Raw genomic sequence first — 19,566 nt, 5'->3', positions numbered from 1 at the left:
CTCGCTTAAGTAGACTGTTTCGAGCGATTTAAGCGGGAGGGCCGCGCATGGGACGACGACCACAGCCAGATTTCTTGATCATCGGGGCACCGAAAGCCGGGACCACAGCCCTGCACTCGGCGCTGGCGAGGCACCCACAGGTGTTCGCCACGACACCGAAGGAGCCGAAGTACTGGCTCTGCGACGACGCTCCGCCGCCGCACTGGCGCGGCCCCGGCGACAAGCACTCCCAGCAGGAGTGGGTCTGGCGGCGCACGGACTACGACCGACTCTTCGACGCCGCCCCCGAGCACGCGGTCCGGGGCGAGAGCACGCCGTTCTACCTCTGGTCCACCAGCGCCCAGCGGCGGATCGCGCGGGAGCTTCCGGAGGTGCAGCTGATCGCCGTCGTGCGCGACCCGATCGACCGCGCCTACTCCAACTGGATGCACCTGTGGTGCGACGGGCTGGAGCCCGTCGCCGACTTCCCCACGGCGTTCCGGCTCCAGGACGAGCGCGCCCACCACGGCTGGGCGCCGTTCTGGCGCTACCGCGAGCTCGGGCTCTACGGCCGGCAGCTCGACCACCTCTACGGGCTGGTCGGCGAGGACCGGGTGCTGGTGGTGCGCTACCGCGACATCGTCGACGAGCCCGCCGCGACCGTCGACCGCGCCTGCCGATTCCTCGGCATCGAGCAGGGCCACGTCGACCACATCCCGAAGGACAACCACAGGATGTACGTCGAACCCGGCTGGCGCCCGAAGGCGCTCGGTCCGGTGATCAGGGGCGGCGCCTGGCTCGGTCAGTTCGCTCCGCCGGAGGTGTGGCGTCGGAGCTACCCGCCGCTGCTGCGGCAGCTCTCCGGGCCGGGAGACCACCACCGGCCCCGGCTGACGCCGGAGCAGCGCGAGCAGCTCCTGCCCGCCTTCGCCGAGGACATCGAGCTGCTCACCAAGGTGAGCGGTCAGGACTTCTCCGACTGGCTCTCCACCGCGAGCCGGGGATCGTTCCAGGAGCGCGCGAGGCTCGCGGAGAACCTCAGCGAACCAGCGTGATCAGGTCGTGGGCGCCGTCCTCACGGGCGGCCTCCACGTAGTAGCGAATTCTTCCGTCGGGCAGCGGAACGGCGCTGGCGTAGCGGAAGGCGCCGTCGGAGTGCGGGCTCGCGATCGGGGCCGCCTCGGCGTCGGCGACGAGCTGGGTGCCGTCCCAGCGGGCGATGCCGGTGGTCTCGTACCAGTTGGACTCGGCGTCAGCGCGGCCGTCGTAGAGGACGACGAGCGGGTCATGGGAGACGACCGTGGCGACCCGGGCCCCGCGGGCGTCCCAGCGACCGGGACGTCCGGCGAGGACCTCCCCGTCGTCGTGCCACTCCAGGCCGTCGGTGCTGGTCAGGTAGCGGGTCGTCATCCGGTCCTCGTGGCCGGGCTCGGTGAGCGGGTGGCAGCAGAGCCACATCTGCCAGGTCTGGGTCACCGGGTCGATCGCGATCACCGGGTCCTTGACCGCGACGGTGTCGCTGCCGGGATGGACGACCTGGCGGCGGCCCTCGGGGAGCCCCTCGACGGTGTCGGCGGTGAGGCTGTCGACCCACCAGTGCTTGGAGTCCCAGGTGGCGCAGGAGAGGTAGAGCCGCCAGCCTCCGCCGTCGGGAAGCGGCACCAGCACGGGTCGCTCCAGCGACTCGCAGCCGAACTGGTCGCGGTGGACCTCGGTCACGGTCTCGAACCGCACCCCGTCGGTCGACCGGGCGACGCTCACCGTCACCCCGCGCCCGTCCGAGAGCGGCCGCCGGTTGCGCCAGGTCAGCCAGAAGACCCCGTTGACGAGGACCGCACTCGCGGCGCCGGCCCAGTTGCCCGGGCCTTCGCCGGGTGCCGGGATGACGAGCTCAGCACCGTCGTAGGACGGCAGGGACGGCAGCACACCGGTGGTCATGGAGTCACCTTAGTCGAGCCACTCACTCGGCTAAGGATCCACGCCGGGGTGGGGCAGAGCTGTAACACGTCGTTCGTAGAACTACTCGCCCGATCGGAACGACCGGATAGTCCGACAAACAGCGTGTTACATCTCCGCCCGCTGTGGCATCGTTCGAGCCATGGCCGAGACAGCTGATCAGATCTACGCCCGCGTCCAGGCCGGCGGTGACCTGCCCGCCCCCGGCGTGACTGAGTGGGACGTCTTCCCGTGGGTCGTACGCGACGGCGAGATCGCCCCCAAGCCGCTCGCTCCCCCGGCTCCCGAGGAGCCGCGCGGCGGCGAGGACGGGGTGGACTGCAACCTGTGCGGCACCGATCTGCCCGGCGTGATCTGGCAGGACGAGAGCTGGCGGGTGAAGCACCTGAAGCAGTCCGGTCTGCCGCTGGTGCTGATCCTCGAGCCGCTCGAGCACTACGACCTGCCCGATCTCGACGAGCACCAGGCGGCCGAGTTCGGCGTCCTCACGGTGCGGATCGCCCGGATCGTGGAGAGCCTGCCCAACATCGCCCGCTGCCACGCGATGCGGATCGGCGACGGCGCCGAGCACCTGCACATGTGGTTCCTGGCCCGCCCGAAGGACCTGCTCTCCGTACGCGGCAGCTTCTCGCCCGACTGGGACGACATCCTCCCGCCCGGCCCCGAGGAGATCTGGCGCGCCGACCTCGCCGAGGTCGCCCGCAAGCTCGCCACGCACGGCGGCGAGGCCCTGGTCTGATGGACCTGACCGACGAGGCGGACGTACGTCGCCTGCTGGACGTGATCGAGCAGGAGATCGTCCCGCTGACCCGTGCCGGCGTGGCCGCGGGCAACAAGATCTTCGGCGCCGCGATCGTGCGCCGCGCGGACCTCTCGACGGTGGTCGCCGAGACCAACAACGAGACCGAGAACCCGCTGTGGCACGGGGAGATCCATGCCATCAAGCGCTTCTTCGAGTTGCCGGCCGAGGACCGGCCGGCGCCCGCCGACTGCCTGCTGCTGGCGACCCACGAGCCGTGCTCGCTGTGCCTGTCGGGGATCGCCTGGTCAGGGTTCCCCGAGTTCGCCTACCTCTTCAGCCACCAGGACTCGGCCGATTCCTTCGCGATCCCCTACGACCTGGCGATCCTCAAGGGCGTCTACGCCGTCCCGGACCCCGATCGCGACGAGGTGGCCCCGGGACGCGACCTCTACAACCGCACCAACGCCTACTTCGTCAGCACTGGGCTCGCCCCGCTCGCCGACCCCAACCAGCTCGTCCGGATCGCCGGGATCTACGACGAGCTCTCCGCGGCGTACCAGGAGAGGAAGGGCGGCGGCGCGATCGCGCACCCCTGACGTACGACTCAGTCGCCGCTGCGCCAGCGGAGCAGCCCCGCCGCTGCGGAGAGCACCACGACCACGGCGCCGTAGACGTAGGTCGTGGTCGCGAGGCCGATCTGGGGCGTCAGCACCCCGGCGATGACGGCGGGGACACCGAAGGCCAGGTAGGACACGATGAAGATCACCGCGAAGACCTCGGCCCGCTCGTGGGCGGGGAGGAGCGGCATGATCGTGCGCAGGATGCCGAAGAAGGCCGTGCCGAAGCCCGTGCCCGCGACGACCACGGCGACGAGGTAGGCCGTCGCCGAACCGGTCGCGAGAGCGAGCAGGCTGAGCACCGTGCCGACGGCCAGAGCGGCCGTGCCGTAGAGCGTCGTCGCTCGCGCCGTGCGATTCCGGAAGGCGTACGCAGCCACCGCTCCCGCACCGGCCAGGGCCCCGATCGCCAGCCCCTGGAGGATGTGGCTGGAGGCGCCCAGCTCGGTGCGTACGATCGCCGCGCCGAGCGAGAGGAACAGCCCACCGGTGGCCCAGCCGGCGAAGATCGCCGGGGCGCTGCGGGCGAGCAGGCCCCGGATCGCCGGCGGCACCGCGATCCGCGGACGTAGCGAGGCGACCAGTCCCTCGTGACGTGGCGCGGTCTCCGGGGCGAGCCACACACCCGCCGCGAGCAGGAGGGAGAGCACGACGAGGGCGTCGAACACGATGAGCCGCGCGTCGCCGCTCGCCTGGAGGGCCACACCGGCCACGACGGCACCGACCGCCAGGCCGGCCATCGGCGCGACGGCGTTGACCACCGCCGCCGAGCCGGGCCGCGAGGGTCGCTCGAAGTCGGCCACCGCGGCCGAGAGGGTCGAGAGCAGCAGGCCGCTCGCGACCCCCTGCAGGATCCGCGCCTCGAACAGGACGGCGGCGGTGTCGGCACCCTGGAACAGCGCGAAGCTGGCCGCCAGCAGGAGGAACCCGACGGTCACCACCGGACGCCGGCCGACGTGGTCGGAGACCGAGCCGAACACGAGCAGGGTGGCCAGCAGGGCCACGGCGTAGACGGCGAAGACCGCCGTCATCACCCACGGCTGCAGCCCGAGGTCCACCTGGAGATCGGGATAGAAGGGCGAGGGAGCGCTGGCCCCAGCCATCATCAGCACGACCGCCCCGAGGGCCACTCCCGCGCCGAGTCGCCGGCCGACGACGGCGCCCGTCGTCGTACCGCTCACTACCTCTGCCGACATCACCACTCCATCCATCGTTCGAATTATTTCGAACCTTTTAGGAGAGTACGTGCCTTCCACTGACTGTGCAACTATTATCGAACCATGAGTTCTTCCCCGGACCTTCCGCATCCCGAGCGGTCGGAGATCTCACTGACGACCGTGCTCTTCGCGCTCAGCGACCCCGAGCGCCTGGCGATCGCCCGCCAGCTGGTCGACGGACCTCTCGACATGGCGGAGTGCCACCTGAGCAACCCGGACGTGCCGAAGTCGACCAAGTCGCACCTGATGAAGGTGCTGCGTACGGCGGGCGTGGTCCGCAACGAGGCCAACGGCCGCGCCAGGCGTCTCTCGCTGCGGCGCGAGGACCTCGACGCCCGGTTCCCGGGGCTTCTCGATGCCGTGCTCTCGGCCGAGAAGAGCGGCCCGAACCCCTAGCCGCGGCGCCAGGGCGCCGGGCGGCCGTGCAGGAACCACTCCATGTTGCGAGTGATCCACGGCAGCCCGAAGTACGTCATGAACGGCAGCGTCACGACCATCACCCCGAGCACCTTCAGCGGCAACGCCCACCCGCCGACGACCGGCCCGAGCACCCAGTTGGCGAGCAGGCTGACCGGGAAGAACATCAGGAAGATCGTGATCGTCTGCTTCCACCTCGGCGGCGGCGTCGCGATCCCGGAGACCTGCTCGACGTCGTAGGTGCTCGGCGGGTCGAACCAGCCCTCGATACCGGTACGCCGCTCGATCCGGGTCTCCTCCACGAACGGCTCCCCCGCGCCCAGCCACCAGCCGCGCTGGCGGCTGGTGTCCCAGCTCCCCAGGGTCTCGTGGGAGTCGAAGCGGTAGAGCAGGTGCCACTGGTCGGAGTCCGGCGCCGGCCGCACCCAGCCCGCTCCGAGGAACCCGGGGAACTCGCTGGCCAGCCGGATCCCCGCCTGCATCCAGGCGACCATCTCGTCGCGGCGCTCCACGGAGACTCGACGGGCGATGGTCACGGTTACCGGGTCGGACATGCCGTCCATCGTCGCAGGCAGGTACGCCACGTCCCCAGCCCTCGCATAGGTTTGCGGCATGTCTGTGGTGAAGATCAATGCAATCCAGGTTCCGGAGGGTGCGGGCGCCGAGCTCGAGAAGCGGTTCGCGGCCCGGGCGGGGACGGTCGACAAGTCGCCCGGCTTCCTCGGCTTCCAGCTGCTGCGCCCGGTCGCCGGCGACGACCGCTACTTCGTCGTCACCCAGTGGGACTCCGAGGAGTCCTTCGCTGCCTGGCGCGACGGGGACGCCCGGGCCGCCCACGCGACCCCACCGGGCGAGGCACCGCGCAAGCCGGTCTCCACCGGCGCCGACCTGCTGGAGTTCGAGGTCGTGCTGGACGTCAAGCCGGCCTGACGTCGGAGGCGCCGGTGATGCTGAAGCCTCCTCGGCGCTCCAGGACCTGCTCAGGCCGGCTGGAGGGCGGGGACGACGTACTCCCTGGTCAGCGGGGCGAAGTCGGCGCCCTCGGTGATCTCGGCGAGCGTCGCCCAGCGCAGCTCCGCGATCTCGGCAGCGGCGTCCGGCGTCACCTCGCCGGTCCAGGTGAAGACCGTCGAGCGCACCAGATGACCGGGCTCGTTGGCGGCGGCCGCCTCGAACTCACCGAGCAGGGTGAGGTCCTCGACCCGGAGCCGTACGCCGAGCTCCTCCGCCACCTCGCGGACGGCCGCCTGCGCGGCCGACTCCCCCGGCTCCAGCTTTCCGCCGGGGAGCATGAAGCTCGCGGTGCCGTTCTTGCGGACGGTCAGCATCCGGCCCTCGCCATCGCGGAAGACGACCGCCGCGACGGTGATCACGGGACCCATCACCGGGCTCAGAGGATCCCGCCGGGCACGTAGGCGGCTGCCTCGGGGTGGCGGGCGGTGACGGCTTCCACGCGGCGTACGACCTCCTGGACCTGCGCGACGGCGGCACCGGTGAACTCGATCGGCGCCGCGACGAGCGACTGGATCTGGTCCTCGGTCAGGCCCAAGCGCGGGTCGGCGCCGAGCTTGGCGAAGACGTCGTTCTCCACCTGGCCCTTGCGCATCGACAGCGCGGTGCCGACGGCGGCCTCCTTGATCGCCTCGTGCGCCTCCTCGCGACCGACGCCGTTGCGGACGGCGGCCATCAGGACCTTGGTGGTCGCCAGGAACGGCAGGTAACGGTCGAGCTCGCGCTGGATGACCGCGGGGAACGCCCCGAACTCGTCCAAGACCGTCAGGAAGGTCTGGAAGAGGCCGTCGGCGGCGAAGAAGGCGTCCGGGAGCGCGACCCGGCGCACGACCGAGTCGGAGACGTCGCCCTCGTTCCACTGGTCGCCGGCCAGCTCGGAGATCATCGAGAGGTAGCCGCGGAGCACGACCGAGAGGCCGTTGACCCGCTCGGTGGAGCGCGAGTTCATCTTGTGCGGCATCGCGCTCGAGCCGACCTGGCCCTCCTTGAAGCCCTCGGTGACCAGCTCGTTGCCGGCCATCAGCCGGATAGTGGTCGACAGGTTGGACGGACCGGAGATCAGCTGGACCAGCGCCGAGACCGCGTCGAAGTCGAGGGAGCGCGGGTAGACCTGGCCGACGCTGGTGAAGACGTTCTCGAAGCCGAGGTGGGCCGCGACCCGCTCCTCGAGCACCGCGAGCTTGTCCGCGTCACCGTCGAGCAGGTCGAGCATGTCCTGGGCGGTGCCCATCGGGCCCTTGATCCCGCGCAGCGGGTAGCGGGCGATGAGCTCCTCGAGCCGCTGGAGCCCGACCAGCATCTCGTCGGCGACGGTCGCGAACCGCTTGCCGAGCGTCGTCGCCTGGGCCGCGACGTTGTGGCTGCGGCCGGCCATCACGGTGGTCTCGTGCTCGGTCGCGAGCCGCGCCAGGCGGGCCAGCGTCGCGACGGCACGGTCGCGGATCAGCTTCAGGCTGGAGAGGACCTGGAGCTGCTCGACGTTCTCGGTCAGGTCGCGGCTGGTCATGCCCTTGTGAATGTGCTCGTGGCCGGCCAGCGCGGCGAACTCCTCGATCCGCGCCTTCACGTCGTGGCGGGTGATCCGCTCACGGGCCGCGATCGAGTCGAGGTCGACACCGGACTCACCCTGGGCGACGACCTTCTCGTACGCCTCCACCACCCCGTCGGGGACGTCGATGCCGAGATCCCTTTGGGCCTTGAGCACCGCGACCCAGAGCTGACGCTCCAGGACGATCTTGTGCTCGGGACTCCAGATCCCGGCGAGGTCGGCCGCGGCATAGCGGTTGGCGAGAACGTTGGGCACCACAGTCACGGCGGATATTCTCCCATGCTCCATGCCCACCCCCACTAACGTGGCGGTATGGCCCTGCGGATCCTCGCCAGCCGGCCCGATCCGGCGATCTACACCCTGCCCTGGTCACTCCCCCTGGAGGACTGGCCGGACGACGTCGTGGTGCCCCTGACCCGCGGGCTGAGTCGCCATGTCGTACGCATCGTGCGGGTGCGCAACAACATCTACGCGGTCAAGGAGACCCAGGCCGACATCGCCCGCCGCGAGTACGACATGCTGCGCGAGCTCCAGCGCCTCGGCCTGCCGACCGTGGTCGCCAAGAGCGTCGTCACCGGGCGCAAGGACCGCGACGGCAACGACCTCAACGCCGCGCTGATGACCGAGCACCTCACCTACTCGCTCCCCTACCGCGCCCTGTTCGAGCGGGGCCTGGCCGCCGACCGGCTGCCGAGCCTGATCGACGCCCTCGTCGTCCTGCTCGTACGCCTCCACCTGGCCGGCTTCTACTGGGGCGACGTGTCCTTGTCGAACGTCCTGTTCGTGCGCGACGCGGCCGGCTTCGCCGCCTACCTGGTCGATGCCGAGACCGGTGAGCTGAAGCCCGAGCTCTCCGACCGGCTGCGGGAGTACGACCTCGACGTCGCCTACCAGAACATCTACGGCGAGCTGCTCGACCTGCAGGCGAGCGAGTCGCTGCCGGAGGCCTTCCCGATCGACGCGATCGTCGAGCGGCTGCAGAGCCGCTATGACGCGCTGTGGCGCGAGCTCACCGAGGAGCAGGTCTTCTCCGCGGAGGAGATGTGGCACATCGAGCAGCGCATCGAGCGCCTCCACGACCTCGGCTTCGACGTCGAGGAGCTCGACATCACCACCAGCGAGGACGGCGACACCGTGGCCCTCCGCCCGCGGGTGGTCGAGCTCGGCCACCACCGCCGCGAGCTGCGTACGCTGACCGGGCTCGACGTCCAGGACGCTCAGGCACGGCGGATCCTCAACGACATCTCCGCCTTCCGCGCCACCCGCGAGCTCGGCGACCGGCCGATCGAGGTCGCCGCGAGCCGCTGGCTGCGCGAGGTCTACGAGCCCATCGTCTCGATGCGGCCGCCCGGCGCCGCCGCCAAGCTCACCGCGGCGCAGACGTTCCACGAGATCCTCGAGCACCGCTGGGTGCTCTCCCAGTTCGCCGGCGAGTGGGTCAAGCTCATCAACGCCGCCGAGTCCTACTACGAGGACGTCATCCAGCACCGCCCCGACGAGGCCGTCACCCCACCGAGCTCGGAGTTGTGAAGCTGAGAGTGACCTATAGACCACTCTCAGCTTCACAACCCCGAGGCGCTTAAGGTGGCCTCGTGAAGATCCTCGTCGTCGGCACCGGTGGTCGTGAGCACGCGCTCGCTCTGAAGCTCTCCCAGGAGGGGAACGAGGTGTACGCCGCACCCGGGAATCCCGGGATCGCCGCCTTCGCGACGCTTCGGGACGTGGACATCATGTCCGGTCCGGCGATCGCCGCCCTGGCGGGCGAGCTCGGCGTCGACCTGGTCGTCGTCGGTCCCGAGGCACCGCTGGTGGCCGGGGTCGCCGACGCGGTTCGCGAAGCGGGGATCGCGGTCTTCGGGCCGTCGCGGGCCGGCGCGCAGCTCGAGGGGTCGAAGGCGTTCTCGAAGGACGTGATGTCCGCGGCCGGCGTACCGACCGCTGGCTCGCGGGTGGCGACCACGCCCCAGGAGGCGGCCGCCGCCCTGGACGAGTTCGGCGCTCCCTACGTCGTCAAGGACGACGCTCTGGCCGCGGGCAAGGGCGTCGTCGTGACGAAGGACCGCGACGAGGCGCTGGCCCACGCGGCCGCCTGCGAGCGGGTCGTCATCGAGGAGTTCCTCGACGGCCCGGAGGTCTCGGTGTTCGCGATCTGCGACGGCACCCGGGCCTACGCGCTGCAGCCGGCGCAGGACTTCAAGCGGATCTTCGACGGCGGCAAGGGCGGCAACACCGGCGGGATGGGTTCCTACTCACCGCTGCCGTGGGCCCAGCCCGACCTGGCCGAGGTGGTGCTGGCCTCCGTGGTCGGGCCGACGCTCGCCGAGATGGAGAAGCGCGGCGCCCCGTTCGTCGGGTGCCTCTACGTCGGGCTCTCGCTGACCGCCAAGGGTCCGAAGGTGATCGAGTTCAACTGCCGGTTCGGCGATCCCGACATCCAGCCCGTCCTCGCTCTTCTGGAGTCCTCCCTCGCCGACCTGCTCCTCGCGGCCGCCACGGGCGCGCTGGAGACCGTCGCGGCGCCGACCTTCTCCGACGGTGCCTCGGTGACCGTCGTGCTGGCCTCGGCGGGTTACCCGGAGTCCTCCTCGAAGGGCGACGTCATCACCGGCGCGGGCAACGCCAACTCGATCAACGACGTCGACGTGATCCACGCCGGCACCGCGATCGTCGACGCCTCCACCCCCGAGGAGCCCGATCACCGCCACCTGGTCACCGCGGGAGGTCGGGTGCTGGCGGTCCGCGCGAAGGGCTACGACATCGACGACGCGCGCTCGCGGGCGTACGCAGCCGCCGACCTGATCACCTTCGACGGGCTCCAGCGGCGCTCCGACATCGCGGCCGAGCCGCTCGGGGTCGTCGAGGGCGCGTCGCTGCTTTGAGCATCGGCGTAGCCTGCCGGACATGACCTGGGTCGTGTTCGGCGTCGCCGTTGTTCTCGTGCTCGGCCTGATCATCGCGGCCTGCAACAGGGCCCTACGCTCCTCGCGGCGCGGCGTCTCCGCCGGGATCGGCGACGGTCTCGGCAACTTCATCGACGTCTTCGACCCCGGCAACGCCCGCGCCGCGCGCGACCTCAAGGACCAGGACAACATCGGGCACGTCATTCCGTCGCCCGACGGCGACGACCCCGCCCACGGGGTGGACCTGAAGGCCGGGCGGGTCACCATCCGCCGCCCGGCGACCTGACCCTCACGCTGCGACCGGAACCCCCAGCGCCAGCAGATCCCGCGCCACCCGTTCCGGCTCGTCACGAAGCTCGCGAGCCGTGCATCGGACGATGATGCGGTTCGTCGACGCCAGGGCACGCTGTCGGGCCAGGTCGTCCTCCCAGTGCTCGGCCTCCATGTGGAAGCCCCCGTCGACCTCGAGCACGAGAGTGCGCCCGTCCGGCAGCTGCCACTCGCAGTCGGTGTAGCGAACCCGCCCATCCGCATCCCGGCGCTTCACCTGGCGGGTGGGTTTCGCCAACCCGAAGCTGCGACACATGCGCCTGACGTCCATCTCGGCGAGCGACTGAGCACCTCCCTCGACGTCCTCGATCGCCCGACGCAACGTCGACGCGCGTCGTAGCGGCGCCAGGCGGTCGAGCCACTCGAGCAGACTCTCCGGACTGGTCAGCTGCTGCTGGACCACGGCCGCGATCACGCCCTGGGCAGTCCGCTCAGACCGATCTGCGGCGGCAAACAGCAGCACCGCCGGCTCGATGCGAACCCGCGGCGGTGAACCCACCGGACGCAACGATCGCCGGATCCTCACGAAACGAACATTCGCGAGCGCGCCGGGCCGCCCACGTGCGTAGGGCACCAAGACAGTGATCTCGTCCCTGTGCCAGTTCTCCAGTCCCGCGAGCGACGCCGCGGTGATGCCTCCGGCCATCGCGCCGTCGCCGGCGTGGAGAACCGCATGCCAGATCCTCTGCTCGTCTCCGAGCTCACCGGTGGTCGTCCCGATCACGGTCGGCGACAACAGCTGCCACCGATCCGACTCGATCCGATGCGCAACGCTCCACCGCGTCATCCCCGCCTCGGCCAGCTGCGCCCGAGTGATCAGCCCACCCTGCGCCTCAGCGACCGCTCGCCATCCCCGATCCCCCATGCCCCCATAGGACCCCACTCGGAGAGATGCAGCAACGACAAAGGCGATGGGTTGTGGATAACCAGGAGTTGTGAAGCTGAGAGTGACCTATAGGCCACTCTCAGCTTCACAACCTCACGTCAGCGAGTTGATGATGACCGTCTCGTCGCGGGCCGGGCCGACACCGATGACGGACATCGGGGCGCCGGAGATCTCCTCGACGAACTTCACGTACGCCTGCGCGTTGGCCGGGAGGTCGGCGAACGACCGCGCCCCCGAGATGTCTTCCTTCCAGCCCGGCAGCGTCTCGAAGATCGGCTTGGCGTGGTGGAAGTCGGACTGGTTGACGGGCATCTCGTCGTGGCGGACACCGTCGACGTCGTACGCGACGCACACCGGGATCTCGTCGAGGCCGCCGAGCACGTCCAGCTTGGTGAGGACGAAGTCGGTGACGCCGTTGACGCGGGCGGCGTAGCGGGCGATGACCGCGTCGTACCAGCCACAGCGACGCGGACGCCCGGTGGTCGTGCCGAACTCGTGGCCGTTCTCGGCCAGGTAGGCGCCGGACTCGTCGAAGAGCTCGGTCGGGAACGGCCCCTCGCCCACACGCGTGGTGTAGGCCTTCACGATCCCGATCACGCGGTCGATCCGCGTCGGCGGGATCCCGGAGCCGGTGCAGGCGCCACCCGAGGTGGCGTTGGAGGAGGTCACGAAGGGGTAGGTGCCGTGGTCGACGTCGAGCAGGGTCGCCTGGCCGCCCTCGAGCAGCACGGTCTCGCCCCGGTCGAGCGCCTGGTTGAGCAGCAGGCCGGTGTCGCAGACCATCGGGGCGATCCGGTCCGCGTAGGACAGCAGGTCGTCGACGATCGCCTCGACGGTGAAGCCGCGCCGGTTGTAGACCTTCCCGAGGAGCTGGTTCTTCAGCTCGAGCGCGCCCTCGACCTTGCCGCGCAGGATCGACTCGTCGAAGAGGTCCTGGACGCGGATGCCGATGCGGTTGACCTTGTCGGCGTAGGTCGGTCCGATGCCGCGGCCGGTGGTGCCGATCTTGCGCGAGCCGAGGAAGCGCTCGGTGACCTTGTCGAGCTGGCGGTTGTAGTCGGCGATGACGTGGGCGCTGGCCGACAGCTTCAGCTTGGAGATGTCGACGCCGCGCTGCTCCAGACCGGTCAGCTCCTCGAAGAGGACCGCGAGGTCGACGACGACGCCGTTGCCGATCACCGGCGTCACACCGGCGGTCAGGATGCCGCTGGGCAGCAGGTGGAGGGCGTACTTCTCGCTCCGGCCGTCCTCTTGGCGAATGACGACGGTGTGGCCGGCGTTGTTGCCGCCGTTGAACTTCACGACGTAGTCGACGTGCTCACCGAGCAGATCGGTCGCCTTGCCCTTGCCTTCGTCGCCCCATTGGGCGCCGATGATCGTGATCGCGGGCATGTGTTGCTCCTTCGCTCCGGACGGAGTCCCTCCGCCGTGCGGCGGCTGCTCAACGCACCATTACCTAGTGTGTGTGCTGGATGCTCTGCAATGCGAAAAGCCCTGGCAAGACCAGGGCTCTTGCGACCACACGCTAGCAAATTCGGGCCCGTACGTCACAGCCAGGCTCGCCGTGCGGCCTCCACGCCCGCCTCGAACCGCGAGGTCGCACCGAGCTCCTCGAGCAGTTCGGCGACCCGTCGCCGGACCGTACGCAGCGAGACCCCCAGCCTTCGGGCGATCTGCTCGTCCTGGGCTCCGCTGGCCAGCTCGGCGAGCAACAGGCGGCGCTCGGCGTTCGGCAGGTCCTCCAGCTCGGCCGCCGGAAGCGCACGGCGCCACAGCTCTTCGAAGTAGCTGGTCACCACCTCGACGATGCCTCGCTGGCGTACGTTGATGATCGGCTGCTCCACCGGGCCGAGCGGGTCCGGGAACATCGCGTGGGTGCTGCCGACCACCATCAGGTGGGTGCCGACGCGCGGCAGGATCCGGATCTCCTCACCGATCTCCACCCGCATCCGCAGCACCTCGGGTGAGTGCTTCAGAGCCGCCACCGGGTAGATGCCACGGCACCGGCGACCCGACTTGATCGTCGACTCGATGACCGAGATGAACCGCATCTCCGAGGGATGCACGGTCACCGCCGGACGCAGCCACATCATGTCGCCCGACGTTGCCGAGACCAGCCGTTCGAAGGTCTCCGGCGTGAACTCTGTCGCGATCACCTCACCCTCGATCGGGTGCTCCTCGCCGATCTGGGCCGGGAGCCGTGCGGCGGTGCCTGCGACGTACGGGACCGACTGGGAGATCTTGAGCAGGTGGTCGTGGGCGTCCTGCGCCCTGGTCGCGGCCCGCTCCAGCATGTGGGCGACCACTGCCGTCGGGCTGAGCACGGTCAAGGTCTCACCGATGGAGACGACACCGCTCTCGACCAGCGGCGCGGCCTCCTCCAGCAGCTCCTCCTCGGAGGTCGACAGCGTCGCCGCGACGACCACGAACGGCCACCCGTTGAGCGGGAGGAGACGGCTGTAGAGCTGCGCGGCGTCCGGGTCGAACCCGAGCGCGGTCATCAGCGTCTGCGACCGGCCGTTCTCCATACCTGGCACTTTAGGCTCCGCTGGTCGAGCCCGCGAGCGCTAGCGAGCGGTGTCGAGACCAACACGGTGCCTTCGAGCGCGGACGGTGGCCGTGTTGGCCTCGACACGCCTCCGCCTAGCGGCTCCGGCGGCTCGACCAGCGGAGAGCTACGCTTCCGGCTTGAGCAGCGGGAAAAGGATCGTTTCGCGGATCCCGGCACCGGTGAAGAGCATGATCGCCCGGTCCAGGCCGAGGCCGAGACCACCCATCGGCGGGGCGCCGTACTCCAGCGCCCGCAGGAAGTCCTCGTCGAGCTGCATCGCCTCGGGGTCGCCGCCGGCGGCGAGGAGCGACTGCTGCGTGAGCACCTCGCGCTGGACGACCGGGTCGATCAGCTCGGTGAAGCCGGTGCCACGCTCGACGCCGCCGATGATCAGGTCCCAGGCGAGCACCTTGCCCGGCTCCTCGTCGTTGATCCGCGCCAGCGGCTGGGCGATCGCCGGGAAGTCGCAGAGGAAGGTCGGCTGGATCAGGTTGGGCTCCACGAGCTCGCCGCACAGCTCCATGACGATCTTGGCCGCGTCCCAGGCCGGGTCGAGCTCGACGTCGTGCTTGTCGGCCAGCGCCTTGAGCGTGTCGACGTCGGTGTCGGGCGTGACCTCGACGCCCACGACCTCGGAGACACCCTCGTAGACCGGCAGCCACTTCCACTCGCCGTCGAGGTCGATGACGCTGGCCTCGCCCTCGGAGTTGGGCACAGCGACCTGGCGCGAGCCGACCGCGTCGGCAGCGGCGAGGTACATCTGCCGCATCTGCTCGGCGATGGTGAACTGGTCGCCGTAGGCCTGGTAGGCCTCGATCATCGTGAACTCGGGGCTGTGGGTGGAGTCGACGCCCTCGTTGCGGAAGATCCGGCCGATCTCGTAGACCTTGTCGACGCCGCCGACGACCGCCTTCTTGAGGTTGAGCTCGAGCGCGATGCGCAGCGTCATCGGCTGGTCGAACGCGTTCATGTGGGTGTTGAACGGCCGCGCGTGCGCGCCACCGTGGATGAGCTGCAGGACTGGCGTCTCGACCTCGAGGTAGCCGTCGTCCTCCAGGCGGCGGCGGATCGCCTGGGTGATCTTCGCGCGCGTACGCACCATGTCGCGCGCCTCCTGGCGCACGATCAGGTCGGCGTAGCGCTGCCGGACCCGGGCCTCCTCGGAGAGGTCCTTGTGGAGCACCGGCAGCGGCCGCAGCGCCTTGGACGCCATCTCCCAGCTCGAGGCCATGATGGAGAGCTCACCGCGCCGCGAGGAGATCACCCGGCCGGTGACGGCGACGTGGTCACCGAGGTCGACCAGGCTCTTCCACTCGGCGAGCGACTCCTCGCCCACCTCGGCGAGCGAGAGCATCACCTGGAGCCGGGTGCCGATGCCCTCCTGCAGCGTCGCGAAGGCGAGCTTTCCGGTGTTGCGGACGAACATCACCCGACCGGCGACGGTGACCACGTCCTGGGTCTCGTCGCCGGCCTCGAGCTCGTCCTCGTAGGCCTCGCGCACCTCGGCGAGCGTGTGGGTGCGGCCGACCCCGATGGCGTACGCCTTCTTGCCCTCGGCCAGCAGACGCTCACGCTTCTCGCGCCGAACGATCATCTGCTCGTTCAGGTCTGGCCCATCAATGGGCTCAGCGGGCGCGTTGGTGGTCTGCTCAGTCACGGGTCAAGGCTAGGCGAGATCGCTGGTCCGACGCGATTCGGTAGTTCAGCCGAGAAGCGTGTCGTATGCCGTCGGGCTGCTGTCGCGCAGGAACCCGCTGCAGCGCTCCCACTCCTCGGTCTCGCCGATCGCCTTGGCCTGCTCGGCGAGGAGGGCGAGGCTGGTCAGGAAGCCGCGGTTGGGCTCGTGCTCCCACGGCACCGGGCCGTGGCCCTTCCAGCCGTTGCGGCGCAGCATGTCGAGCGAGCGGTGGTAGCCGACGCGGGCGTAGGCGTAGATGGTCACGTCCTCGGCTCCGGCCTCCTTGGCGGCCAGGGCGAGCGCGGCCCAGGCGGCGGGCGAGGCCGGGTGGCGGCGTACGACCTCGGCGGGCTCGGTGCCGGCGACCAGCTCGTCGGTCGCGGGGTCGGCGGGAAGGTGGGTCGGCGGCGGTCCGGCCATCAGGTCCTGGTGGGTCATGCCGACCATTGTGCCCGCGACCACCGACACCAAAAGTCGGTGGTCGGGTGTTGACTGTGCTCATGACCGAAACGACGGCGTCGCAGACTCCCAGCAGCACCGTGGAACACCCGTGGCGCAGCCTGGCCGCGCTGTGCATCGGCTTCTTCATGATCCTCGTCGACATGACGATCGTGACCGTCGCGACGCCGGACATCATGCGGGAGCTGGACGCGAGCACCAACGAGGTGCTGTGGGTGACCAGCGCCTACCTGCTGACCTATGCGGTCCCGGTGCTGATCATGGGACGTCTCGGTGACCGGTTCGGGCCGAAGTGGCTCTACCTCGGCGGCCTGGCGATCTTCACGCTCGCCTCGTTGTGGTGCGGCCTCTCGGACAGCATCACGATGCTGATCGCCGCCCGCGCGGTGCAGGGCGTCGGCGCGGCCATGATGACGCCGCAGACGATGGCGGTGATCACCCGGATCTTCCCGGCGGACCGCCGTGGCGCGGCGATGGCGCTGTGGGGCGCCACGGCCGGCGTCGCGACCCTCGTCGGCCCGATCCTCGGCGGCATCCTCGTCGATCTCGGCGGCTGGGAGTGGATCTTCTTCGTCAACGTCCCGGTCGGCGTGGTGGCATTCGTCCTCAACTGGCGGCTGGTGCCGCTGCTGCCGACGCACTCGCACGTGTTCGACTGGCTGGGCGTCGTGCTGAGCGGGATCGGCATGTTCTGCCTCGTCTTCGGCCTGCAGGACGGCGAGCAGCGGGGCTGGGACGCCCTCATCTGGACACTCGTCATCGGCGGCGTCTTCGTGCTCGGCCTGTTCGTGCTGTGGGAGGCCTACAACAAGCAGGAGCCGTTGCTGCCGCTCGGGCTCTTCGGCGACCGCAACTTCTCGGTCGCCAACATCGGGATCACCTGCATGGGGATGGCCGCGACGACGATGGGCTTCCCGCTGATGCTGTACGCCCAGATCGTCCGTGGCTACGACGCCTTGGACGCCTCGCTGCTGATGGTGCCGATGGCCGTGGTCTCGTTGGTACTCGCCCCGGTCGTGGGACGGCTCAACGACCGGGTTCACCCCCGCTGGCTCACCAGCTTCGGCTTCTTCTGCTGCGCCGTGGCGGTCTTCTGGGTCACCCGGCCGATGACGCCGACCTCGGCGGTCTGGGAGATCCTCGTTCCGATGGGGGTGCTGGGCCTCGGGATGGCGTTCGTGTGGGCGCCGTTGGCGGCGGCCGCCACCCGCAACCTGCCTCCCCACCAGGCCGGAGCCGGATCGGGCGTCTACAACACGACCCGGACGGTCGGCTCGGTGGTCGGGTCCGCGGCCATCGCCGTACTCCTGGACGCGCGCATCTCCGCAAACGGGCTGGACGCCAGCGCGGAGAGCGCCGGCGGCGCCGGTGCCCAGATGCCGATCGAGATCGCCGAGCGATTCTCCCAGGCGATGGCCGAGGCGATGTTGCTGCCGGCGATCGCGCTGACGGTCGGCTTCGTGGCGGTGCTCTTCTTCACCACCCCGCGCCACATGATGAAGCCGCCGGCCTAGGAGAGAGCGACGGAGAGCGGCAGCCCGCGGCACGGGATCATGTCCCGGGCGGTGGTGAGCGGGGCACCGGTGGCCAGCTGCGGGTCGGCCGAGACGATCGCCTTGCCGTGACCGTTGACCAGCGTCGCGCCGGCCTCGCGCAGCCCCGGCAGCAGCATCGTCTCCAGCGTCTCGACCAGGGTGTCGGCCCCGGCGACGCCGACCATGCGGCCCCCGACGTAGACCGGCATCGTCGTGGTCATGACGTACTCGTCGGTGCAGACGAAGTCGACGTACGGCCCGACGAGGGTCAGCTCGCCCGTGCGCTCCGGGGTGCGATACCAGGGCTGGCGGGTGTAGTCGATCGCCTCGCCGGTGCCCGGCGCATCGGCGTCGCCGAGGAAGTCACGCTCCTCCCCCTGCCACCAGACGAGGTAGAGCCGGCGATCGCTGAGCACACCCGGGGCCACGACGAAGCCACCGCCGATGAGGTTGGGATTGCGCAGGAACTCCAGCGAGCCGGGCTCGAGCCGCTCCCGCAGGGATGCGGTGGTGACCGGGCCGGTCTCGAAGAGGGCGGCCACCTCGCTGCGTACGCGCTCGAGCTCGGTCACGATCGGTCCGAAATGCTGCTCGACCTGAGTCACACAGTCGATGGGAGTCATGGTCCTGGTCATCGTCGCACCGCCTCATGGATCTCGGCCAAGCGTTCAAGGGAGTGGGCGACATGCTCACGTACGCTCTCCCGTGCCCTCACAGCATCTCCTGATGCGAGGGCGTCGACAAGCTCCTGATGCCTCACGGCCGCGGCCTCCCGGAAGCCCGGCTCGTTGAGCGGGATCCGGAGCAGCGCGCCGAAGTCGGCCTCCTGGCGCACCACCTCGCGGGTCATCCGGGCCGACTGGGTCAACGCGGCCACCGACAGGTAGAGCTCGCTGTCGGCGCTGCGCCAACGGGCCACGTCGCTGACGTTGAGCGGGATCAGCAGGTCGCGCAGGTCCTCGACCTCGTCGGGGTCCGTACGCTCCGCCGCGATCTCCGCACACCCGGTGAGCACCACCAGGTAGACCGTCGCCCGGTCACGCAGCTCGACCCGCGACATCGCGGCGAGCCGGTCCTCGACGAGGTCGCCGCTCTCGGGGGCACGTACGAACGAGCCACCGCCCCGCCCCCGGGTCGTCACCACCAGGCCCTTGGCGCGCAGCGCGACCAACGCCTCCCGTGCGGTGACCGTCGCGACTCCGAGCATCTGGGCGAGCTCGGGCTCGCTGGGGAGCCGCTCGCCGTGCGCGAGCACGCCGGAGCGGATCGCCTCCGCGAGCCGGTTCTCGACGCGCGCAGCCCGGCCTTCGTCGCCGATCGGGGCGAAGATGGCCGCGCGAGCTCGAGAGGTCATCACACGCACACCGAAATCCTAATGTATGGATCCAGATGATTCGGCCCCCGGATCTGTTCGATTCTGTTCGAATCGTCACAAGAAGTTCATGAATTTCGTCTTAACTATCTGGATCCATGGGCGTTTCTATGCCTAACCTGTGCGCACGGCTGACGCAGACTTGGTGTCGGTCACCCAAGATCGTCGGATGTCCAGGGCTTGTGGGGGGCGCTGGGCATCCGACTCCTTGGTTTTGGGGCGTTTGTGCGAATGGATGCTGACCGAGGTAGCTCGGCGAGCGATCACTGACTTCGGCGAACTCCACGAAGTCAGTGCGACCCCACCGAGGTAACTCGGTGAGCATCGGGCCGAACCACAGCTCTGGCGAATGCGACAGGGCGGGGAG

General features: G+C 69.8%; 21 protein-coding genes. 9 read left to right on the top strand and 12 right to left on the bottom strand.

Annotated elements, in window-relative coordinates:
- The first annotated feature begins 47 nt into the window (after positions 1 to 47).
- Positions 48 to 1,034: a sulfotransferase family protein gene (locus tag ACFU7D_RS13915; protein WP_378867896.1), complete on the top strand. Its 987-nt coding sequence runs from the start codon at positions 48 to 50 to the stop codon at positions 1,032 to 1,034.
- On the opposite strand, the gene ACFU7D_RS13910 is transcribed toward ACFU7D_RS13915, so the two are convergent.
- Positions 1,018 to 1,917, bottom strand: a complete 900-nt coding sequence (locus tag ACFU7D_RS13910; RefSeq protein ID WP_378867894.1) for a hypothetical protein — start codon at positions 1,915 to 1,917, stop codon at positions 1,018 to 1,020. The genes ACFU7D_RS13915 and ACFU7D_RS13910 overlap by 17 nt on opposite strands.
- Positions 1,918 to 2,077: 160 nt before the next feature.
- Here ACFU7D_RS13910 and ACFU7D_RS13905 point away from each other — a divergent pair, with 160 nt between their 5' ends.
- Both ACFU7D_RS13905 and ACFU7D_RS13900 read left to right on the top strand, forming a co-directional pair.
- Complete coding sequence (locus tag ACFU7D_RS13905) at positions 2,078 to 2,674, top strand: hypothetical protein (RefSeq protein WP_378867893.1); 597 nt, start codon at positions 2,078 to 2,080, stop codon at positions 2,672 to 2,674.
- Positions 2,674 to 3,273 carry a nucleoside deaminase gene (locus tag ACFU7D_RS13900; RefSeq protein WP_378867891.1) on the top strand — a complete coding sequence of 200 codons (600 nt, stop codon included), beginning with the start codon at positions 2,674 to 2,676 and terminating at the stop codon, positions 3,271 to 3,273. Before ACFU7D_RS13905 ends, ACFU7D_RS13900 begins: the two co-directional genes overlap by 1 nt.
- An 8-nt stretch (positions 3,274 to 3,281) precedes the next feature.
- Here ACFU7D_RS13900 and ACFU7D_RS13895 read toward each other — a convergent pair whose 3' ends face one another.
- Positions 3,282 to 4,490 (bottom strand): MFS transporter, encoded by a 1,209-nt coding sequence (locus ACFU7D_RS13895; protein ID WP_378867889.1) that lies wholly within the window; start codon positions 4,488 to 4,490, stop codon positions 3,282 to 3,284.
- A gap of 84 nt (positions 4,491 to 4,574) precedes the next feature.
- Here ACFU7D_RS13895 and ACFU7D_RS13890 point away from each other — a divergent pair, with 84 nt between their 5' ends.
- Positions 4,575 to 4,907 carry an ArsR/SmtB family transcription factor gene (locus tag ACFU7D_RS13890; protein ID WP_378867887.1) on the top strand — a complete coding sequence of 111 codons (333 nt, stop codon included), beginning with the start codon at positions 4,575 to 4,577 and terminating at the stop codon, positions 4,905 to 4,907.
- On the opposite strand, the gene ACFU7D_RS13885 is transcribed toward ACFU7D_RS13890, so the two are convergent.
- Positions 4,904 to 5,482, bottom strand: a complete 579-nt coding sequence (locus ACFU7D_RS13885) for an antibiotic biosynthesis monooxygenase (RefSeq protein ID WP_378731269.1) — start codon at positions 5,480 to 5,482, stop codon at positions 4,904 to 4,906. The genes ACFU7D_RS13890 and ACFU7D_RS13885 overlap by 4 nt on opposite strands.
- Positions 5,483 to 5,540: 58 nt before the next feature.
- Between ACFU7D_RS13885 and ACFU7D_RS13880 the strand changes: the two genes are divergently transcribed.
- Positions 5,541 to 5,858, top strand: a complete 318-nt coding sequence (locus ACFU7D_RS13880; protein WP_378867885.1) for an antibiotic biosynthesis monooxygenase family protein — start codon at positions 5,541 to 5,543, stop codon at positions 5,856 to 5,858.
- Positions 5,859 to 5,908: 50 nt separating this feature from the next.
- Here the strand turns inward: ACFU7D_RS13880 and ACFU7D_RS13875 are convergent, their stop codons facing one another.
- Together ACFU7D_RS13875 and purB are read right to left on the bottom strand one after the other, a co-directional pair.
- On the bottom strand, positions 5,909 to 6,310 hold the full coding sequence (locus ACFU7D_RS13875; RefSeq protein WP_378867912.1) for an NUDIX domain-containing protein: 402 nt from the start codon (positions 6,308 to 6,310) through the stop codon (positions 5,909 to 5,911).
- 8 nt (positions 6,311 to 6,318) lie between these two features.
- Positions 6,319 to 7,761 (bottom strand): adenylosuccinate lyase, encoded by a 1,443-nt coding sequence (gene purB, locus ACFU7D_RS13870; protein WP_378867910.1) that lies wholly within the window; start codon positions 7,759 to 7,761, stop codon positions 6,319 to 6,321.
- Between the two features lie 39 nt (positions 7,762 to 7,800).
- Between purB and ACFU7D_RS13865 the strand changes: the two genes are divergently transcribed.
- The 3 genes from ACFU7D_RS13865 (at position 7,801) to ACFU7D_RS13855 (ending at position 10,674) form a co-directional block, all read left to right on the top strand.
- Positions 7,801 to 9,018, top strand: coding sequence for a DUF4032 domain-containing protein (locus ACFU7D_RS13865; protein ID WP_378867883.1), 1,218 nt, complete (start codon positions 7,801 to 7,803; stop codon positions 9,016 to 9,018).
- Positions 9,019 to 9,080: 62 nt separating this feature from the next.
- A complete protein-coding gene (gene purD / locus ACFU7D_RS13860; RefSeq protein WP_378867881.1) occupies positions 9,081 to 10,367 on the top strand; it encodes a phosphoribosylamine--glycine ligase in 1,287 nt (428 codons plus the stop codon).
- A 22-nt stretch (positions 10,368 to 10,389) separates the two neighbouring features.
- Complete coding sequence (locus ACFU7D_RS13855) at positions 10,390 to 10,674, top strand: hypothetical protein (protein ID WP_091045651.1); 285 nt, start codon at positions 10,390 to 10,392, stop codon at positions 10,672 to 10,674.
- A 3-nt stretch (positions 10,675 to 10,677) separates the two neighbouring features.
- On the opposite strand, the gene ACFU7D_RS13850 is transcribed toward ACFU7D_RS13855, so the two are convergent.
- From ACFU7D_RS13850 to ACFU7D_RS13830, 5 genes are all read right to left on the bottom strand, one after another.
- On the bottom strand, positions 10,678 to 11,583 hold the full coding sequence (locus ACFU7D_RS13850) for a hypothetical protein (protein WP_378867879.1): 906 nt from the start codon (positions 11,581 to 11,583) through the stop codon (positions 10,678 to 10,680).
- A 114-nt stretch (positions 11,584 to 11,697) separates the two neighbouring features.
- The gene (locus ACFU7D_RS13845) at positions 11,698 to 12,996 is read right to left on the bottom strand and encodes an adenylosuccinate synthase (RefSeq protein ID WP_378867876.1); all 1,299 of its coding nucleotides are present in this window, start codon (positions 12,994 to 12,996) and stop codon (positions 11,698 to 11,700) included.
- 155 nt (positions 12,997 to 13,151) lie between these two features.
- Positions 13,152 to 14,132: a helix-turn-helix domain-containing protein gene (locus ACFU7D_RS13840; RefSeq protein WP_378731799.1), complete on the bottom strand. Its 981-nt coding sequence runs from the start codon at positions 14,130 to 14,132 to the stop codon at positions 13,152 to 13,154.
- Positions 14,133 to 14,279: 147 nt separating this feature from the next.
- Complete coding sequence (gene lysS, locus ACFU7D_RS13835; RefSeq protein ID WP_378867908.1) at positions 14,280 to 15,776, bottom strand: lysine--tRNA ligase; 1,497 nt, start codon at positions 15,774 to 15,776, stop codon at positions 14,280 to 14,282.
- Positions 15,777 to 15,857: 81 nt separating this feature from the next.
- Positions 15,858 to 16,271: a DUF3151 domain-containing protein gene (locus ACFU7D_RS13830; protein WP_378731797.1), complete on the bottom strand. Its 414-nt coding sequence runs from the start codon at positions 16,269 to 16,271 to the stop codon at positions 15,858 to 15,860.
- 62 nt (positions 16,272 to 16,333) lie between these two features.
- On the opposite strand from ACFU7D_RS13830, the gene ACFU7D_RS13825 reads away from it, so the two are divergent.
- Positions 16,334 to 17,806, top strand: coding sequence for a DHA2 family efflux MFS transporter permease subunit (locus ACFU7D_RS13825; protein ID WP_378867874.1), 1,473 nt, complete (start codon positions 16,334 to 16,336; stop codon positions 17,804 to 17,806).
- On the opposite strand, the gene ACFU7D_RS13820 is transcribed toward ACFU7D_RS13825, so the two are convergent.
- Positions 17,803 to 18,462 (bottom strand): cache domain-containing protein, encoded by a 660-nt coding sequence (locus ACFU7D_RS13820; RefSeq protein ID WP_378731793.1) that lies wholly within the window; start codon positions 18,460 to 18,462, stop codon positions 17,803 to 17,805. The genes ACFU7D_RS13825 and ACFU7D_RS13820 overlap by 4 nt on opposite strands.
- A complete protein-coding gene (locus tag ACFU7D_RS13815; RefSeq protein WP_378731790.1) occupies positions 18,459 to 19,181 on the bottom strand; it encodes a FadR/GntR family transcriptional regulator in 723 nt (240 codons plus the stop codon). Before ACFU7D_RS13815 ends, ACFU7D_RS13820 begins: the two co-directional genes overlap by 4 nt.
- Positions 19,182 to 19,566 lie beyond the last annotated feature (385 nt).

It is taken from the genome of Nocardioides sp. NPDC057577, assembly GCF_042801335.1.
Classification (GTDB): domain Bacteria; phylum Actinomycetota; class Actinomycetes; order Propionibacteriales; family Nocardioidaceae; genus Nocardioides.
The sequence above is the reverse complement of the archived record's forward strand: the minus strand, read 5'-3'. Positions and strand labels throughout refer to the sequence as shown.

Bases quoted from the DNA above. Each gene is read 5' to 3' on its own strand.
- ACFU7D_RS13915 (WP_378867896.1), top strand. From the start codon at position 48: ATGGGACGACGACCACAGCCAGATTTCTTGATCATCGGGGCACCGAAA.
- ACFU7D_RS13910 (WP_378867894.1), bottom strand. From the start codon at position 1,917: ATGACCACCGGTGTGCTGCCGTCCCTGCCGTCCTACGACGGTGCTGAG.
- ACFU7D_RS13905 (WP_378867893.1), top strand. From the start codon at position 2,078: ATGGCCGAGACAGCTGATCAGATCTACGCCCGCGTCCAGGCCGGCGGT.
- ACFU7D_RS13900 (WP_378867891.1), top strand. From the start codon at position 2,674: ATGGACCTGACCGACGAGGCGGACGTACGTCGCCTGCTGGACGTGATC.
- ACFU7D_RS13895 (WP_378867889.1), bottom strand. From the start codon at position 4,490: ATGTCGGCAGAGGTAGTGAGCGGTACGACGACGGGCGCCGTCGTCGGC.
- ACFU7D_RS13890 (WP_378867887.1), top strand. From the start codon at position 4,575: ATGAGTTCTTCCCCGGACCTTCCGCATCCCGAGCGGTCGGAGATCTCA.
- ACFU7D_RS13885 (WP_378731269.1), bottom strand. From the start codon at position 5,482: ATGTCCGACCCGGTAACCGTGACCATCGCCCGTCGAGTCTCCGTGGAG.
- ACFU7D_RS13880 (WP_378867885.1), top strand. From the start codon at position 5,541: ATGTCTGTGGTGAAGATCAATGCAATCCAGGTTCCGGAGGGTGCGGGC.
- ACFU7D_RS13875 (WP_378867912.1), bottom strand. From the start codon at position 6,310: ATGGGTCCCGTGATCACCGTCGCGGCGGTCGTCTTCCGCGATGGCGAG.
- ACFU7D_RS13865 (WP_378867883.1), top strand. From the start codon at position 7,801: ATGGCCCTGCGGATCCTCGCCAGCCGGCCCGATCCGGCGATCTACACC.
- ACFU7D_RS13855 (WP_091045651.1), top strand. From the start codon at position 10,390: ATGACCTGGGTCGTGTTCGGCGTCGCCGTTGTTCTCGTGCTCGGCCTG.
- ACFU7D_RS13850 (WP_378867879.1), bottom strand. From the start codon at position 11,583: ATGGGGGATCGGGGATGGCGAGCGGTCGCTGAGGCGCAGGGTGGGCTG.
- ACFU7D_RS13845 (WP_378867876.1), bottom strand. From the start codon at position 12,996: ATGCCCGCGATCACGATCATCGGCGCCCAATGGGGCGACGAAGGCAAG.
- ACFU7D_RS13840 (WP_378731799.1), bottom strand. From the start codon at position 14,132: ATGGAGAACGGCCGGTCGCAGACGCTGATGACCGCGCTCGGGTTCGAC.
- ACFU7D_RS13830 (WP_378731797.1), bottom strand. From the start codon at position 16,271: ATGACCCACCAGGACCTGATGGCCGGACCGCCGCCGACCCACCTTCCC.
- ACFU7D_RS13825 (WP_378867874.1), top strand. From the start codon at position 16,334: ATGACCGAAACGACGGCGTCGCAGACTCCCAGCAGCACCGTGGAACAC.
- ACFU7D_RS13820 (WP_378731793.1), bottom strand. From the start codon at position 18,462: ATGACCAGGACCATGACTCCCATCGACTGTGTGACTCAGGTCGAGCAG.
- ACFU7D_RS13815 (WP_378731790.1), bottom strand. From the start codon at position 19,181: ATGACCTCTCGAGCTCGCGCGGCCATCTTCGCCCCGATCGGCGACGAA.